At 69.0% G+C, this 14,860-nt stretch carries 12 protein-coding genes; 7 read left to right on the top strand and 5 right to left on the bottom strand.

The annotated features are described in order from the left end of the window. Window positions 1-18: 18 nt before the first annotated feature. Window positions 19-1,425 (bottom strand): N-acetylmuramoyl-L-alanine amidase, encoded by a 1,407-nt coding sequence (locus FRZ61_RS07155; protein WP_151116098.1) that lies wholly within the window; start codon window positions 1,423-1,425, stop codon window positions 19-21. A 559-nt stretch (window positions 1,426-1,984) separates the two neighbouring features. On the opposite strand from FRZ61_RS07155, the gene FRZ61_RS07150 reads away from it, so the two are divergent. Continuing rightward, complete coding sequence (locus FRZ61_RS07150; protein ID WP_151116096.1) at window positions 1,985-5,119, top strand: Rne/Rng family ribonuclease; 3,135 nt, start codon at window positions 1,985-1,987, stop codon at window positions 5,117-5,119. Window positions 5,120-5,203: 84 nt separating this feature from the next. Here the strand turns inward: FRZ61_RS07150 and FRZ61_RS07145 are convergent, their stop codons facing one another. From FRZ61_RS07145 to FRZ61_RS07130, 4 genes are read right to left on the bottom strand one after another with little or no spacing between them, the layout of a single operon-like run. Continuing rightward, window positions 5,204-5,689, bottom strand: a complete 486-nt coding sequence (locus tag FRZ61_RS07145; RefSeq protein WP_151116094.1) for a DUF2269 family protein — start codon at window positions 5,687-5,689, stop codon at window positions 5,204-5,206. Further along, window positions 5,686-6,978 carry an SDR family oxidoreductase gene (locus FRZ61_RS07140; RefSeq protein WP_151116092.1) on the bottom strand — a complete coding sequence of 431 codons (1,293 nt, stop codon included), beginning with the start codon at window positions 6,976-6,978 and terminating at the stop codon, window positions 5,686-5,688. The genes FRZ61_RS07145 and FRZ61_RS07140 overlap by 4 nt, the downstream gene beginning before the upstream one ends. Window positions 6,979-6,999: 21 nt before the next feature. Then, window positions 7,000-8,148, bottom strand: coding sequence for a pyridoxal phosphate-dependent aminotransferase (locus FRZ61_RS07135; RefSeq protein WP_151116090.1), 1,149 nt, complete (start codon window positions 8,146-8,148; stop codon window positions 7,000-7,002). A gap of 12 nt (window positions 8,149-8,160) precedes the next feature. Further along, window positions 8,161-9,738: a gamma-glutamyltransferase gene (locus tag FRZ61_RS07130; RefSeq protein ID WP_191909336.1), complete on the bottom strand. Its 1,578-nt coding sequence runs from the start codon at window positions 9,736-9,738 to the stop codon at window positions 8,161-8,163. Between the two features lie 73 nt (window positions 9,739-9,811). On the opposite strand from FRZ61_RS07130, the gene FRZ61_RS07125 reads away from it, so the two are divergent. From FRZ61_RS07125 to accB, 6 genes are all read left to right on the top strand, one after another. Then, window positions 9,812-11,164: a M48 family metalloprotease gene (locus tag FRZ61_RS07125; RefSeq protein WP_191909335.1), complete on the top strand. Its 1,353-nt coding sequence runs from the start codon at window positions 9,812-9,814 to the stop codon at window positions 11,162-11,164. Window positions 11,165-11,315: 151 nt separating this feature from the next. Then, window positions 11,316-12,068 (top strand): DsbA family protein, encoded by a 753-nt coding sequence (locus tag FRZ61_RS07120; protein ID WP_151116084.1) that lies wholly within the window; start codon window positions 11,316-11,318, stop codon window positions 12,066-12,068. Window positions 12,069-12,241: 173 nt separating this feature from the next. Further along, on the top strand, window positions 12,242-12,916 hold the full coding sequence (locus tag FRZ61_RS07115; RefSeq protein WP_151116082.1) for an OmpW/AlkL family protein: 675 nt from the start codon (window positions 12,242-12,244) through the stop codon (window positions 12,914-12,916). 141 nt (window positions 12,917-13,057) lie between these two features. Beyond that, window positions 13,058-13,819, top strand: coding sequence for a 3-oxoacyl-ACP reductase family protein (locus tag FRZ61_RS07110; RefSeq protein WP_151116080.1), 762 nt, complete (start codon window positions 13,058-13,060; stop codon window positions 13,817-13,819). 130 nt (window positions 13,820-13,949) lie between these two features. Beyond that, a complete protein-coding gene (gene aroQ, locus FRZ61_RS07105; RefSeq protein ID WP_151116078.1) occupies window positions 13,950-14,408 on the top strand; it encodes a type II 3-dehydroquinate dehydratase in 459 nt (152 codons plus the stop codon). Continuing rightward, on the top strand, window positions 14,408-14,860 hold the full coding sequence (gene accB, locus FRZ61_RS07100; RefSeq protein ID WP_151116076.1) for an acetyl-CoA carboxylase biotin carboxyl carrier protein: 453 nt from the start codon (window positions 14,408-14,410) through the stop codon (window positions 14,858-14,860). Before aroQ ends, accB begins: the two co-directional genes overlap by 1 nt.

The raw sequence follows: 14,860 nt of genomic DNA, 5'->3' as shown, positions 1-14,860 counted from the left end.
GACGGCCGGTTAAGAACGTCAACCCTGCGTTAACGTCCGCTGCCATTGGAAATAGTCGGCGATCGCCTTGAGGATCGCGGTCGCCATCTTGCGCCGATAGGCCTTGGTCTGCAGCAGCTTCTCGTCCTGCTTGTTGGAGAGATAGCCGAGCTCCAGCAGGACCGACGGCACGTCCGGCGCCTTCAGCACCGCGAAACCCGCGAAGCGGTGGGTATTGCGGTTCAGCAGCGTGCCGCTCGCCAGCTCCTGGACCATGTAGTCCGCCAGCCGGACCGACTGGTTCTTGGTCTCGCGCTGGGCCAGGTCGATCAGGATCGAGGTCACCATCTGGTTCTCGTTGGTGAGATCGACGCCGGCGATCAGGTCGGCCTTGTTCTCCTTGGTCGCGAGCGCCTCGGCCTCCGCGTCGGAGGCGGTCTCCGACAAGGTATAGACGGTGGCGCCGCGATGGGCGGCGTTGAAGTTCGAATCCGCATGGAGCGAGATGAAGATGTCGGCATGGGCGGCCCGCGAGATGGCGATGCGGTCGCGCAAGGGGATGAAGATGTCGGTGTCGCGGGTGAGCTGAACACGGAAGCGCCCATCCGCCTCGATCTGCCGCTTGATCTCGAGCGCCATGGCGAGCGTCAGACTCTTCTCGAAATAGCCCGAGCTGCCGACCGTGCCGGGATCGACCCCGCCATGGCCGGGATCCAGCACCACCAGCGGGCGCTGCGAAAGGCCGGGCGACGCCGGCTTGACCGGCGGCGGAAACCCCAGGAGAGCCACGGTGCTGGCGCCGCCGGCCGCCGGCAGCGGCGAGGGATCGGCGACGGCGCTTGCCGGGTCGGCTGCGTCATCGGCATCGGGCTTGAGGCCCGGGGTCGGCGGGTCGTCGCCCGGGTCGACGGCTGCCGCGAGCTGCGTCCCGGCGGCGGGGTCCGACCCGGTGCCGCCGGTGAGGTCGGGCAAGGCGGTCAGCGTCGGCCCCGCCCCGCCCGTAGCCCCCGCCTGGAACTGGCCGGCGCCGGTCGGCACGAGGTCGAGAACGAGCCGAGCGGCGACCGTGCCCGACCCGGGGATGAGGGCGCTCTGCTGCAGGGCGACCGGGCCCGACAGGTCCAGCACCAGGCGCTGGGTACCGCCCGAATAGGTACCATAGCGCAGGCCCGAGACCAGTCCCTTGCCGAGGGGCGGGCCCTCGGGCCCGAACTGCCATTCGATACCCTCAAGATCGACCACCAGCCGGTAGGGGTCGGCCAGCAGCAGGGTCCGGTAGGTGGCGCCGCCGGAGAGGTCCAGTACCACCCGGGTCTTGTCGGGATGGACGCCCAGGCGGATGCCCAGCACATCGACAGCGGCCAGCGCCGGCGCCGACAGGCCGCCCAGCAGGGCCAGCGCCGCCAACACGATGAAAACCAGGACAGGACGATAGCCACCCTGCATAGGCACACTGAGTCTAGAGGTATATCGGTTCTTGGCCACAACATATACGCGGCCGAGTCGCGACGCTACAACCCCGAGCTGGCTATAGGGATATTACCCTGAATTCCGAGATTGCCGGCCGTTCTTAGCCGGGCCGGTAATCTTCGTTGTGGAAAAACACTCCCGTCGTTATGGTGAAACCCGTCCCAGGGTTCGCCCCAGGGTCCTCGTGTCCGGCCTCGATGGCCGCGGCCGGGACCGCCGGGAACGGCAGACCGCGGGCGCGCTTCCAACAGGCGCGCGGGCGGACGCCTACCGGCGAAAGGTTCGCGTTTCAAACCGCGAGCCGGGCGGGTCCGACGGTCGCTTCCGCGCTCTTGACCAGCAGCCGCCCTCGATAGCGGGTGGCTCGCCCCAAGGGTTCCGGTAACGCGCTGGCGCTTTCTCCCATTGGGAAGCGCGGGCGCTTGCTCGCAACAGGTTGCCATGACTCGCACCTGCCCTATCCACCGACTAGACGTCGCGCCGCCGCCCGCGCCTTGCGCCGGCCGTGCCGGACGCGCCATGGAGTTCATGTCTAATGACCAAGCATATGCTGATCGATGCCACCCACCCGGAAGAAACGCGGGTCGTGGTGGTTTCCGGGAAACGCCTTGAAGAATTCGACGCCGAGATCGCCAGCAAGAAGCCCCTGAAGGGCAACATCTATCTCGCCAAGGTCGTCCGGGTCGAACCTTCGCTGCAGGCGGCTTTCGTCGATTACGGCGGCAACCGCCACGGCTTCCTGGCCTTCAACGAGATCCATCCGGACTATTACCGGATTCCGATCGCCGACCGGGAGGCGCTGCAGGCCGAGCTCGAGGCCGAAGCGGCCGCGAACGAGCGCGCCGAGGAGGATGACGACGAGGCCGAGGATTCGGTCCATGCCAAGACCGAGGGGGCCGAGCGCGTCGAATCCGAGCCGGTGGCCGACGATGCCGACCTGATCGATTCCACCGAGAGCGAGGCGGAACGCGAGGCCGAGAGCGAAGACGCCCCGGTCCCGCCGGAGTCCTCGGCCTCCTACGCCATGCCGGAATTCTCCGGCGAGGGCGAGGCCTCGGAGGAAGGCGAGGATATCGGCGAGCGTGCCGGCCCCGACTTCGACAACGAGACCGAGGAATCGGCCCGCGAGGACCGGGTCGACGACGAGGATCGCGCCGAGGACGGCGAGGCGATGGCGCTGCGCCAGAGCGGCGATCCGGAAGCCCGACTCGAAGGCCCGGTCTATGAAACCGAGAGCGGGGCCGACGACGAGATCGGCGACCGCGACGCGGCCGAGGGCATGGCGGCGGATGGCGGCGATTCCAGCGCGGCCACTGCCGAGACCCGGCCCGACGAACTGCCGGCAGCGCCGGTGGGTGGCGGGATCGAGGAACGCGCGCCCGTCGCGGCCGCCCCGGTCGATGTGGTGGGCGGCGACGAGGCCGAGGAAGAGGACCAGCCGCGCCGGCCCCGCCTGCTGCGCCGCTACAAGATCCAGGAGGTCGTCAAGCGCCGCCAGATCATGCTGGTGCAGGTGACCAAGGAGGAGCGCGGCAACAAGGGCGCGGCGCTCACGACCTATCTCTCGCTCGCCGGCCGCTATTGCGTGTTGATGCCCAACACCGCGCGCGGCGGCGGCGTCTCGCGCAAGATCACCAGCGCCAACGACCGCAAGCGCCTCAAGTCGGTGATCGGCGATCTGGAGATCCCCAAGGGGATGGCCGTGATCGTGCGCACCGCCGGCAGCGAGCGCAACCGCACCGAGATCAAGCGCGACTATGAATATCTGCTGCGGCTCTGGGGCGAGATCCGCGACCTGACGCTGCGCTCGACCGCGCCGGCGCTGATCTACGAGGAAGCCAACCTGATCAAGCGCTCGATCCGCGATCTCTATACGCGCGACATCGAGGACATCCAGGTCGAGGGCGAGGAAGGCTACAAGGCCGCCAAGGCCTTCATGAAGATGCTGACGCCGAGCCATGCGCGGCGCGTCATCCATTACCGCGACACCGGCATGCCGCTGCTCCAGCGCTTCCAGGTCGAGACCCAGCTCGACGCGCTGCACAACCCGGTGGTCCAGCTTCGCTCGGGCGGCTACATCGTCATCAACCAGACCGAGGCGCTGGTGGCGATCGACGTGAACTCGGGCCGCGCCACGCGCGAGCGCAACATCGAGGACACGGCGCTGCGCACCAACCTGGAAGCGGCCGAGGAGATCGCGCGCCAGCTCCGCTTGCGCGACCTGGCCGGCCTCATCGTGATCGACTTCATCGATATGGAGGAGCAGCGCCACAACGGGCAGGTCGAGCGGCGCCTCAAGGAGGCGATGCGCACCGACCGGGCGCGCATCCAGATCGGGCGCATCAGCCCCTTCGGGCTCCTCGAGCTCTCGCGCCAGCGCCTGCGGCCGAGCCTGGTCGAGGCCTCGACCGAGATCTGCCGCTATTGCCGCGGCATGGGCCGCGTGCGCTCCACCGAATCGACGGCGCTCCATGTGCTGCGCGGGATCGAGGAGGAAGGCACGCGCCATCGCAGCCCCGGCATCACCGTCACGGTGCCGACGGCGGTCGCGCTCTTCATCCTCAACCAGAAGCGCCGGGCGCTGGCCGAGGTCGAGATGCGCTACGGCTTCCGCGTCTATCTCGCGGGCGACGATCACCTGATCCCGCCCGAATATCGGCTCGAGCGGCTGCGCGCGCTGGCGCCGGGCGAGGAGCTGCCGGTGCCGGCGGCCCCCCTGCCCGCACCCGCCGCGATCGAGGAACCGGAGGACGAGGTCGAGCCCGAGGAGGAAATCGAGGCCGAGGAAGGCGTCGAGCCCGAGGAGGCCGAGGACGCCGTCGCAGAGCCGCGCGGTCCGCGTGAAGATCGCGGCGAGCGGTTCGAGCAGGACGGCGACAATGAACGCGGCGGGCGGCGGCGGCGGCGGCGTCGCCGGCGCGGCGGACGGGGCCGCGACGGCGAGGATCATCGCCGCGAGACGGAACCGCGCCGCGAAGGGCCCGCACCGATGCAGGCATCGGAACGGCCGTTCGAGGAAGAGCCGTCTCAGGATGCAGGGGCCGACGATGCCTCGGCCCTGGAAGCGCCCGAAGGCGCTGCGGGCGCCGAGGACCGTGCGGGCCAGCCGGAATCGCAGCAGCCGGGGGCGGGCGAAAGCCGGCGCCGGCGCCGGCGGGGCCGCCGCGGCGGGCGCCGCCGTTCGCGCCGCCGCCAGCAGGAAGCGGGCGCACTCGAAGCGGGAGCACCGCAGCCCGGCCAGGAGCCGGAGCATGAGCAGGACCGTCCGCGCGGCCCCCGGCCGCTGGTGACCCCGGCCGATTTCGATCGCGACTGGCCCTATAACGAGCCGGGCGACGAGGCCGACGAGGCCGAAGGCGAGTTCGAGCCCGAAGACGCGGACGACGAGGCGGATGCCGAGACCGAGGCGGCGGAGAGCGACGAGGCCGACCTCGACGAGGCCGCGCCCGAAAGCCGGTCTGAAAGCCGCGGTGACGATACGGGCGCCCGCAACCGCCACGAGGAACCGGCACCCATCCCGGCCGCGGCGGCGGAATCGCCCCCTGTCGTGGGAAGGTCTGAAGAGCCGGCCCCCGCTCCCCGCGTCGAGACGACGGCGAGCGTCGCGCGGCCGGAGCCGAAAGCCGAGCCGCAGCCTGCCAAGCGCGGCTGGTGGCGCCGCGGCTCCTGAGCGCTTCCGGCGACATCCCGGGAGGTTGAAACATCCCCGATCCGGCCCATCGGCCGGATCGGGGATTTCATTTGCGGCGTTGGTTTAGAGGGAGCCGGCAAAATCCGGTTTCGCCAACATGAGCCAGATGATGGCGACGACGCCGGCGAAGGCCGGGAAACCCAGGCAGAACCAGAGCCTGTAGAGCCGGCGATAGCGCGGCGGGAGCGGCGTCCCTTCGGCGGCGGCTTTCCGCGCGATGCGGCGCAGCCGGATCTGGATCCAAACGACGGGCAGCCAGCAGGCGCCGACCAGCAGATAAAGCGCGACCGACACCAGGATCCAGCCCTGGTCGAGCGGATAGCCGCTCTCTCTCGCCAGCAGAAGGCCGGTCACGGGCTGCAGCAGCACGGCGGACGCCGTGAAGACGAAATCCGCAACCACGACGGTGCCGGCGACATGCGCGACGGTTCGCGTATCGCCGCTCCGGTCGGCCATCACCATGAAGAAGGCGATCCCCGCCCCCGTCCCCAGGATGACCGCCGCCCCCACGACATGCAGGAGCTTCAGGATGATCAGGGGCTCCATCATCGGTCAGGCAGCAAGGCCAGCATGGCCAGGGCGGCGACGATCGAGGGGACGATCTTGAGCAGCGCGCCGAAAGGATCGAGCCAGAGCCCCGGCATCAGGACCGTCGCGACGACCAGATAGATCGCGCTCACCAGGATCATGCCGATCAGGGCCGGCCGCGCCGTGCGCGCGACCAGCAGGGCGCAGCCAAGCGCGATATCGATGACGCTGCCGGCCACGACCGCCGCCGGCGCCAATCCGTCCGGCAGCCCACCCCGCAACAGCGCCTCGACCGCCTCGCCGCGAGCGGCCGTGAGCCCGAGAACGCCCGTCGCCACCCAGAAGAAAGCCAGCGCCACCAAGCCCAGCGGCTTCAGGAAATAGCCGGCCGCAAACCGTCGTTCCTGCACGGTGGCGGGATGGGCGATGAGGAACTGCTCCAGCGAAACCGGGTGAGACAGGATATCCGCTATCCAAGGCTCCGGCTTCACGGCGATGCCCTGCCGCAATTCGCCGAGTGCCGTCGTTCGCGCCGGGCTGCGCCAGCCGAGCCATCCGGCAAGATCGGCAAGCCGGCCGACCGCCGCCGTGAGCCATCCCGGCAGCCGCCCGCTGGCGACGGGCGCCAGGCCCAACCAGCCGCGAAAGGCACGCGTGAGATCGTCGAGCGAGATTGACGCGGGATGGGCGAGGTCATAGGCCCGCCGGGTCAGGGCCGGCGTGGCGATCGCGCGAGAGACCGTCTCGGCGAGGTCGAAGACGCTGACGACGTGAAGCAGCCCGGCACCCGCGATGCGGGGTCGCCAGAAAGGCAAAGCGGCCAGGCCACGCAGCAAGGCCGTGCCGCCATAAGCCTGGGGTGCCAGCACCAATGCCGGCCGCAAGATCAGCCAATCCAGGCTCGAGTCCGCCAAGGCCCGATCGGCTTGTCGTTTTGTCGTTTCGAACGGCGTTCCCGAGCCCGAAGGCGGTGCCGAGAAATGGACGACACGCCGAACACCGCTCTCCTCGCAGGCCCGAAACAAGGCCAGGGCGGCGTCGGTCTGGACAGCGGCGACCTTGTCGTTCGGCCCGTCCTGGAGAACGCCGGCACAATTGATCACCGCATCGATACCGCGCAGCGGCTCGACCCAGCTTTCCACCCGGGTCATGGCGCGGAGATCGCCCGCGATCCAACGAAGCCCCGGCAGCCGCCGGGCCGCCTGGGCCGTACGCCGTCCCAGTCCCGCCACCTCGTGCCCGTCCGCCACCAGGCGGAGCGATACGTAGGTTCCGATCAATCCGTAAGCACCGAGGACGAGGACGCGCATCGGGCTCCGGCACCGCCCCCGTTATCGCCGCCAGGCGACGAGCCGGCGGGCGGCCGCGGCGATGTGCTCGCTGCTGCCGGCGAAGGAGAAGCGCAGGAAGCGGTGGCCGCGCGCCGGATCGAAATCGACGCCGGGCGTGGCGGCCACGCCGGTCTGATCCAGCATCTGCTCGCAGAAGCTGGTGCTGTCGTTGGTCAGATGGCCGATATCGGCGAAGAGGTAGAAGGCGCCGTCGGCGGGCGCCAGCCGGTCGAAGCCCGCCTTGGGCAGCTCGCGCAGCAGGAGCGCGCGGTTCTCCGCATAATGCGCCACCTTGGCATCGAGCTCGGGCTTGGCGTCGAACGCCACGCGCGCCGCATGCTGCGGCAGGGCCTGGGGCGAGACGAAGAGATTCTGCGCCAGGCTCTCGACCGAGCGCAGCAGGCTCGCCGGCACCACCATCCAGCCCAGGCGCCAGCCGGTCATGGCGTAATATTTCGAGAAGCTGTTGATGACGATGGCCTCGGGCTCGAGCTCGGTCGCCGAGGTGGCGGCCGTGCCGTAGGTGATGCCGTGATAGATCTCGTCGGACACCACGCGGATGCCGTGGGCGCGGCAATAGCGCAACAGCGCCTCGAAATGCGCGCGGTCGAGCATGGTGCCGCAGGGATTGGAGGGGCTCGCCACGATCAGCCCGTCCGGCGGGTGCTTCAGCCGCGACAGCAGTTCCGGCGTCGGCTGGAAGCGATGCTCGGGCCCCACCTCGAGCTCGACCGGCTCGAGCCCGAGGGCGGTCAGGATGTTGCGATAGGCCGGATAGCCGGGGCTGGCCAGCGCGATGCGGTCGCCCGCATCGAAGGCCGAGAGGAAGGCCAGCAGGAAGCCGCCCGACGACCCGGTGGTGATGACGACGCGTTTCCAATCGAGGGCGGCACGGTAGGCCTCGGCATAATGCCGCGCGATGCGCTGGCGCAAGACCGGCAGGCCCAGCGCCTCGGTATAGCCCAGGGTCTCCTGGTCGAGAGCCCGGTGCGCGGCCTCGATTACCGTGCGCGGCGCGCCCGAGCCCGGCTGCCCGATCTCGAGATGGAGGACGTCATGCCCCGCCGCGGCGCGCTCGTTGGCATGGCGCAGCACTTCCATGGCGATGAAGGGCGGCACCTTTCCGCGATGCGCAACCTTGTAGGCCATGGTCCGCCCTCGTCACTTTCCGGTCTGGACCACCGCCAGGCCATAGGCGCGCGGATCGGCAACGGCGCTGCAGCTCGACGAATCCGACTGCATCGATTTCGGGCACCAGATCGCGTTGACGCGCCCGATGATGTCGATCTCCTTCGTCTCATGGCCGCGCTGGGTCAGGGCGGCGGGACCGCTGCCCCGATCCAGCGATTCGGTATAGACGACGTCCGGCGCGCCGTTGTGGTGGAAACGCGGCGCGGCGACCGCGTCGGCGAGCGACTGCTGGGCATCGGCCGCGCGGACGAAGACCTGCGCCAGGGCGCTCGGCGCCGTCTCGCCCCCCGAAGCGGCGCCGGCAAACAGGAACCCGCCATTCGCCTTGTTGGCCATCAGGACGGGCCCCAGCGCCCGATAACCGGCACCGCGGTCGTTGGGCGCCGGTGCCAGGAGAATGCCGGTGCCGGGCGCCATGCGTCCCGCGCCGAAGAGATTGTTCATCGTCACGTTGCAGGCGACCGCGTTGCCGTCGGCATCGGCCGTGACGAAGCCCGCAGCCCAGGGATTCTCCGGAACGGGCGTGAACGCGCCCAGCGACGCGGCCGGTGTCGCATGGGCCTTGTCGTAGCCCTGCATCAGCTTCTCCGCGTGGTCCTCGCTGACGAGGCTGGCGGCGTCGGCCTCGGTGCTGCCGTCCGGCTGCATCCAGCTCGCCCGGTCGATGAAGGCGCGCTCGGTCGCCTCGGCGACCAGATGCGGCCGTTCGCTCTCGGGCGTGTCGGCGAAGTCATGCACGTCGGTCATCATTTCGACCAGCTGCCCGAAGACGACACCGCCCGCCGCCGGGGGCGGCGCCAGGTAAATCGTCTGATTGCCGAACGGGATCTCCAGCGCGGGCTTGAACTCCGGCTTCGCGTTGCGCAGCGTCTCGACGGTCAGGGGCGCACCCAGCGATTGCGCCGCGTCGGCGATTATGTGAGCGAGCGGGCCCGTATAGAACTCGCCGGCTCCCTTGATGCGCAGCTGCGTCAGCACGGCGCCCAGCTGCTCCTGGCGCAAAGGATCGCCTTCCTGCAGCGGCGTCCCGTCCGCGCGCAGGAAGATGCGCGCCATCTCGGGGTCCTGGCTCAGCCGATCCGCCGCCGTCACCAGCTCGCGCGCCAGCGCCCGGCTGGTGGGCGTGCCGAGGCGCGCCATCTGCTCCGCCGGCCCCAGCAACTGCTCCCAGCGCAGCTTTCCATAACGCGCCTGCAGCGCCGCCATGCCGCGCACGGCGAGCGGCACCGCCACGCGGCCGTCGGGTGCGGCCCGCGGCAGGAAATCGAGAACCTCCGTGGTCTTCTTCCCGGCATCGTGCACGATGCAGATCCCGCCCCCGCCAATCGCCGCCGTCGACGGCATGGTTACGGACAGGGCGAAATAGAGCGCAACCGCGGCATCGGCGGCACTGCCGCCGGCCGAAAGCACGTCACGGGCCACCACCGCCGCGCGCGGCTCGTCGGCGACCGCGGCCCCCGCAAAGCCGGTGACATTGCCGATCGTCCCCAGCGGCTTGTCCGGCTCGCAGGCCGCGAGCGAAAGGGCCGCGATGGCCGCAATCGCCACATTTCCGGCACTTTTCAGGACCCGTTGCCGCACGGCCCGGAGGTTCCCATTTGCCGCTCCGTCAGATAAGGTCATGCGCATCATGCGGTTCCCGAGATCGTTAGCGATACTGGCGGCGGCCTGGCTCGCATTCGCGCCGGCCGTGGCGGCAGCCGCGGGTCCAGGCCTGATCCGCGACGCCGAGATCGAATCCTATCTGCATGATTATACCGCGCCCATCTTCCAGGCGGCCGGCATCGACCCTGCATCCGTCCATATCTATATCGTCAATGACCCGCGCATCAACGCGTTCGTCGCGGGCGGCATGAATCTTTTTCTCCATACCGGCCTCCTGATGCGGGCCCAGACCGCCAACCAGGTGATCGGGGTGATCGCGCACGAGACCGGCCATATCGCCGGCGGCCATCTGGTGCGAACGAAGGACGTGCAGCGGGCCGCCACGATCGAGGCCATCGTCGCCATGGTGCTCGGCATCGGTGCCGGCATCGCGTCCGGCCAGCCGGGTGTGGCCGGCGCCGGCGTCGCCACCGGCCCCGCGCTGGCGGCGACCCAGATGCTGCAGTTCACGCGCACCCAGGAAGCGTCGGCCGATGCGGCCGGCCTCGGATTCCTCGATGCCACCGGCCAGTCGGCGCGCGGCATGTACGAGATGTTCGACATCCTGCAGAAGGATTCGGTGCTGACGGGGCTGGGTAACCCCAATCCGTTCCTGCAGACCCATCCGCTGACGCAGCAGCGCATGGCCCACATCCAGCAATACATGGCGACGTCGCCTTACACCAACGCGCCGCTCAACCCGCAGCTCGAGGAGGAGCAGCGCCGCATCCGCGCCAAGATCCTGGGGTTCACCACGCCACTCGAGCAGGTGCTGAAGGCCTATCCGGACAGCGACAACAGCTTCGCCGCGCGCTATGCGCGCGCCATCGCCTGGTATCGTGCCGCCGACATGACCAAGGCCGTGCCGGCGATCGATCTCCTCATCCAGGAAGAGCCCGACAACGCCTTCCTCAAGGAGCTCAAGGGCCAGATGCTGTTCGAGAACGGCCGCACCGCCGATTCGATCGCCGCCTATCGGCTGGCGGTCAAGCTCAGGCCGGATTCGCCCCTGCTCCGGATCGGCCTGGCGCAGAGCCTGATCGAGATGAATCAGAAGGACGACAATGCCGAGGCCATCCAGCATCTCGAGGTCGCGACCGGTCTCGAGCCCCGCAATATCCAGGGCTGGCGGTTCCTGACGGTCGCCTACGGACGCAACGACCAGCTGCCGATGGTGGCGCTGGCCCAGGCCGAGATCGCGATGCTGCAGGGCGACAACAAGAAGGCCAAGGAATATGCGCGCCGCGCGCAGGACGGCCTGTCCCCGGGATCCCCGGGCGCGCTTCGGGCCGAGGATATCCTGTTCCAGATCGGGCAGGACGATGACTGACCGCCAGGGCCGGCCCCAGGGAACGATCCCGTTCTCGCAGGACCGTGATCGTCTCCGGAACGCTTCGGGGTTGCCTTGAGATCGGCGCACCGCCGATAATCCGCCGCCTTCCCCCTTGCTTCCCGTTTCACCGCTTTGGAGTTCGCCGTCGATGCGTCTGGTTGGCTTGGCCATTCTGTCTGCCGCGATCGGTGCCGCCGCCGCCCTGGCGGTCGTGCTGGGGCTGGGGCTCCACGGCGGCGCGCTGCCCGACGAGGCGGCCCTTCGCCAGATCGTCCGCGACACGCTGACGGCCGAGCCTCAGCTCGTCGTCGGCGCGCTCCAGGCGCTCGACCAGCAGCGCCAGGCCGCCAGCGACAGCGCCCGGATGGCGGCGGTAGCCGCCAACAAGGACGCGATCTATGCCGACCCGAACAGCCCCAGCGTGGGGCCGGCGAATGCCAGCGTCACCATCGTCGAGTTCTTCGACTATCGCTGCCCCTACTGCAAGCGCGTGGCACCCGACATCGCCAGCCTGCTGGCGGGCGATCCCGATCTGAGGATCGTCTACAAGGAGTTCCCGATCCTGGGGCCGGAATCGCTGGTGGCGTCGCGCGCGGCGCTGGCCGCGCAACGGCAAGGCAAGTATCGCGAGATGCACGAGGCCCTGATCGCGCAGAAGGGCGAGCTGACCGACGAAGAGATCATGGCCACGGCGCAATCCGTCGGCCTCGACATCGAGCGGCTCAAGACGGACATGGACGATCCGGCCGTCATGGAGCAGCTCCAGCAGGTGCATAACCTGGCCCAGACACTCAACATCGACGGCACGCCGGCCTTCTTCTTCGGCGCCCACTTCGTCGGCGGCGCCATCTCGGTCGACCAGATGAAGCAGCTCATCGAGCAGGCGCGCCAGCAAGGCTGAGCCGCGCGCCCACCGATCCGTTTCCGCCTTCCGTTTCCGCCTTCCGGGCCCGCGCGTCACCGCGTCGCGGGCCCTTTTGATTCAGGTCAAATCGCGAAAGCCCCCCGCCACCCGAGGATGAAAAGGCGCCGGCAAGTTCGCGGGCGCGGATGACCTTTCGGATGGGGAATATCATGCCAAGCGGTATCAAAAGGCTAACGGTCCTCGGCGCCTGCCTGGCCGTCGCGACGGCGCTCGCCACGCCCGCGATGGCGGCGGAGGCCGGCGACTGGCTCGTGCGCGCACGCGCCATCGGCGTCGTCCCGACCAGCGAGAGCGACGGGATCACGCCCGACCTCACGACGGGCAAGCTGCAGGCGCAGCCCGCGGTCGTGCCCGAGCTCGACTTCACCTACATGGCGACCGAGAACATCGGCTTCGAGCTGATCCTCGCCACCACGGAACATGACGTCAAAGGCCGGGGCAGCATCGCCGGTCTCGGCAAGGTGGCCGACACCTGGCTGCTGCCGCCGACGCTCCTGGTGCAGTGGCACTTCCTGCCGAAATCCCGCTTCAACCCTTATATCGGCGCCGGCATCAACTACACCATCACCTACGGCGAGGACGCGAGCCAGTCGCTGGAATCGGCGCTCGGCGGGCCGACCAAGGTCTCGCTCGACAACTCGCTCGGCTGGGCGGTGCAGGCCGGCATGGATATCGGCATCGACGATCACTGGTTCGTCAATGTCGACGTGAAATATATCGACATGAGCATGGACGCGCGCATCAAGAGCGGCGGCGTGACGCGCAAGGACGATGTCGACATCAACCCGATCATCGCCGGCGTCGGCATCGGCTACCGCTTCTAGAAGAGACGGCCGCGAGACGGTACCGTCCGTCCCGCGCCGCGCGCTCCCTGCCCCGGTTGCACGCCGGCGCGCTTGCCCCTAGCCTCCCTTCGAGAACGACCGGCTCCGGCAAACGGCGGCCGGCGCATCAGGGAGGACAGCATGAAAAAGCTCGAGGGCCGTTCGGCCATCGTCACCGGCAGCTCGCGGGGGATCGGCAAGGCGATCGCGCTGCGCTTCGCCGCCGACGGCGCCAAGGTCTGCGTCAATTGCGTCTCGACCGTGGACAAGGCCCAGGCCGTCGCCGACGAGATCCGGAAGGCGGGCGGCGAGGCGATCGTGGTCCAGGCCGACGTCGCCAAGCGCGCGGAGGCGGAAAAGCTCATCGCCGAAACCGCCAAGGCTTTCGGCAAGGTCGATATCCTGGTCTCGAATGCCGGCATCGTGATCGACCGCGCCTTCGTCGACAGCACCGACGAGGACTGGACCCGCGCGATCGAAAGCAACCTCCATGGCTTCTTCAACGTGTCGCGAGCGGTGCTGCCGCACATGATCGAGCGCAAGCATGGCCGACTGATCGCGACCGGCTCCTGCATCACCGAGATCGCCGATTTCGGCGGCAACAAATATTCCGTCTGCACCGCCTCCAAGGGCGGCATCACCGCGATGATGCGCCCGATCGCGGCCGAGGTCGCCCGCCACGGCGTCACGGTCAACGCCGTCTCGCCGGGCTATATCGCGACCGAGATGCTGGGCGAGATCGACGCCGCCGGGCTCGAGGCGGCGCTCACCCTCGTGCCGATGCGCCGCTACGGCAAGCCGGAGGAGATCGCGGCGGCGATGGCCTTCCTCGCTTCGGACGACGCCGCCTATATCACCGGCCAGGTGATCCGCGTGAATGGCGGCATGTCGATGGGCGGCTGAGACCGCCCCCGCCGGCCGCGCTGCGGCGCCTCTCGGCGGCCTTTTTCCGCCCGGGCCCGCCAAGTTGCGCCACCCCGGTCCCATGCTATAAGGACCCATTCAACTGCCAGATTCGCGGAAATCCAGCCCCTTGGCCAAAACCCCGACCGTCCTGATCCTGAACGGGCCCAATCTCAACCTCCTCGGTGAGCGCGAGCCCGCGATCTATGGCCGGGCCAAGCTGGCCGACATCGAGAAAAGCTGCCGGAAACGGGCGAAGGAGCTCGGGCTGGCGGCCGATTTCAAGCAGTCGAATCACGAGGGCGAGCTGGTCGACTGGATCCAGGCGGCGCGGCTGAGTCATGCCGCGATCGTCATCAATCCGGCCGCCTATACCCATACCTCGGTGGCGCTGCTCGACGCCCTGACGGCGGCCGGGCTGCCCGTCATCGAGGTCCATCTTTCGAATATCCATCGCCGCGATCGGTTCCGTCATCATTCCTATGTGAGCCTCGCGGCCACCGGTGTCATCTGCGGTCTGGGCGCGCAAGGCTATCTGCTGGCGCTGGACGCGGTGGCGACCCTGCTCAAGACCCAGGAAGAGGCGTAATGGCGAAGTTCGATGTGGACGAGGCGCTGATCCGCAAGCTGGCGGAACTGCTGGAGCAGACGGGCCTCACCGAGATCGAGTACGAGAACGGGCCACAGCGGATCCGCGTGAACAAGCAGACCCTGGCCGCCGCGGCTGCCGTCGCCGCCGCACCGGCGCCCGCGGCCGCCGCGCCCGCGGCGACGGCACCGGCGAAGACGGCCACGGACGGACCGCCGGCCGGCGCCGTGACCTCGCCCATGGTCGGCACCGTCTATCTGTCGCCCGAGCCGGGCGCCAGCCCGTTCGTCAAGGTCGGCGACCGTGTCAGCAAGGGCCAGACGCTCCTCATCATCGAGGCGATGAAGGTGATGAATCCGATTCCCGCGCCGGCGGGCGGCACGGTCCGCGAGATCGCGATCGCCGACGGCCGGCCGGTGGAATATGGCGAAGTGCTGATGGTGATCGATTGA

It is taken from the genome of Hypericibacter adhaerens, assembly GCF_008728835.1.
GTDB classification, from domain to species: domain Bacteria; phylum Pseudomonadota; class Alphaproteobacteria; order Dongiales; family Dongiaceae; genus Hypericibacter; species Hypericibacter adhaerens.
Note: the sequence above shows the minus strand (reverse complement) of the source record. Positions and strands in the feature narration are given on the sequence as shown.

Excerpts from the sequence above, each read along its gene's own strand:
- FRZ61_RS07110 (WP_151116080.1), top strand. The coding sequence starts at position 13,058 with ATGAAAAAGCTCGAGGGCCGTTCGGCCATCGTCACCGGCAGCTCGCGG.
- FRZ61_RS07145 (WP_151116094.1), bottom strand. The coding sequence starts at position 5,689 with ATGATGGAGCCCCTGATCATCCTGAAGCTCCTGCATGTCGTGGGGGCG.
- FRZ61_RS07140 (WP_151116092.1), bottom strand. The coding sequence starts at position 6,978 with ATGCGCGTCCTCGTCCTCGGTGCTTACGGATTGATCGGAACCTACGTA.
- FRZ61_RS07125 (WP_191909335.1), top strand. The coding sequence starts at position 9,812 with ATGCGCATCATGCGGTTCCCGAGATCGTTAGCGATACTGGCGGCGGCC.
- FRZ61_RS07155 (WP_151116098.1), bottom strand. The coding sequence starts at position 1,425 with ATGCAGGGTGGCTATCGTCCTGTCCTGGTTTTCATCGTGTTGGCGGCG.
- accB (WP_151116076.1), top strand. The coding sequence starts at position 14,408 with ATGGCGAAGTTCGATGTGGACGAGGCGCTGATCCGCAAGCTGGCGGAA.
- FRZ61_RS07150 (WP_151116096.1), top strand. The coding sequence starts at position 1,985 with ATGACCAAGCATATGCTGATCGATGCCACCCACCCGGAAGAAACGCGG.
- FRZ61_RS07115 (WP_151116082.1), top strand. The coding sequence starts at position 12,242 with ATGCCAAGCGGTATCAAAAGGCTAACGGTCCTCGGCGCCTGCCTGGCC.
- FRZ61_RS07135 (WP_151116090.1), bottom strand. The coding sequence starts at position 8,148 with ATGGCCTACAAGGTTGCGCATCGCGGAAAGGTGCCGCCCTTCATCGCC.
- FRZ61_RS07120 (WP_151116084.1), top strand. The coding sequence starts at position 11,316 with ATGCGTCTGGTTGGCTTGGCCATTCTGTCTGCCGCGATCGGTGCCGCC.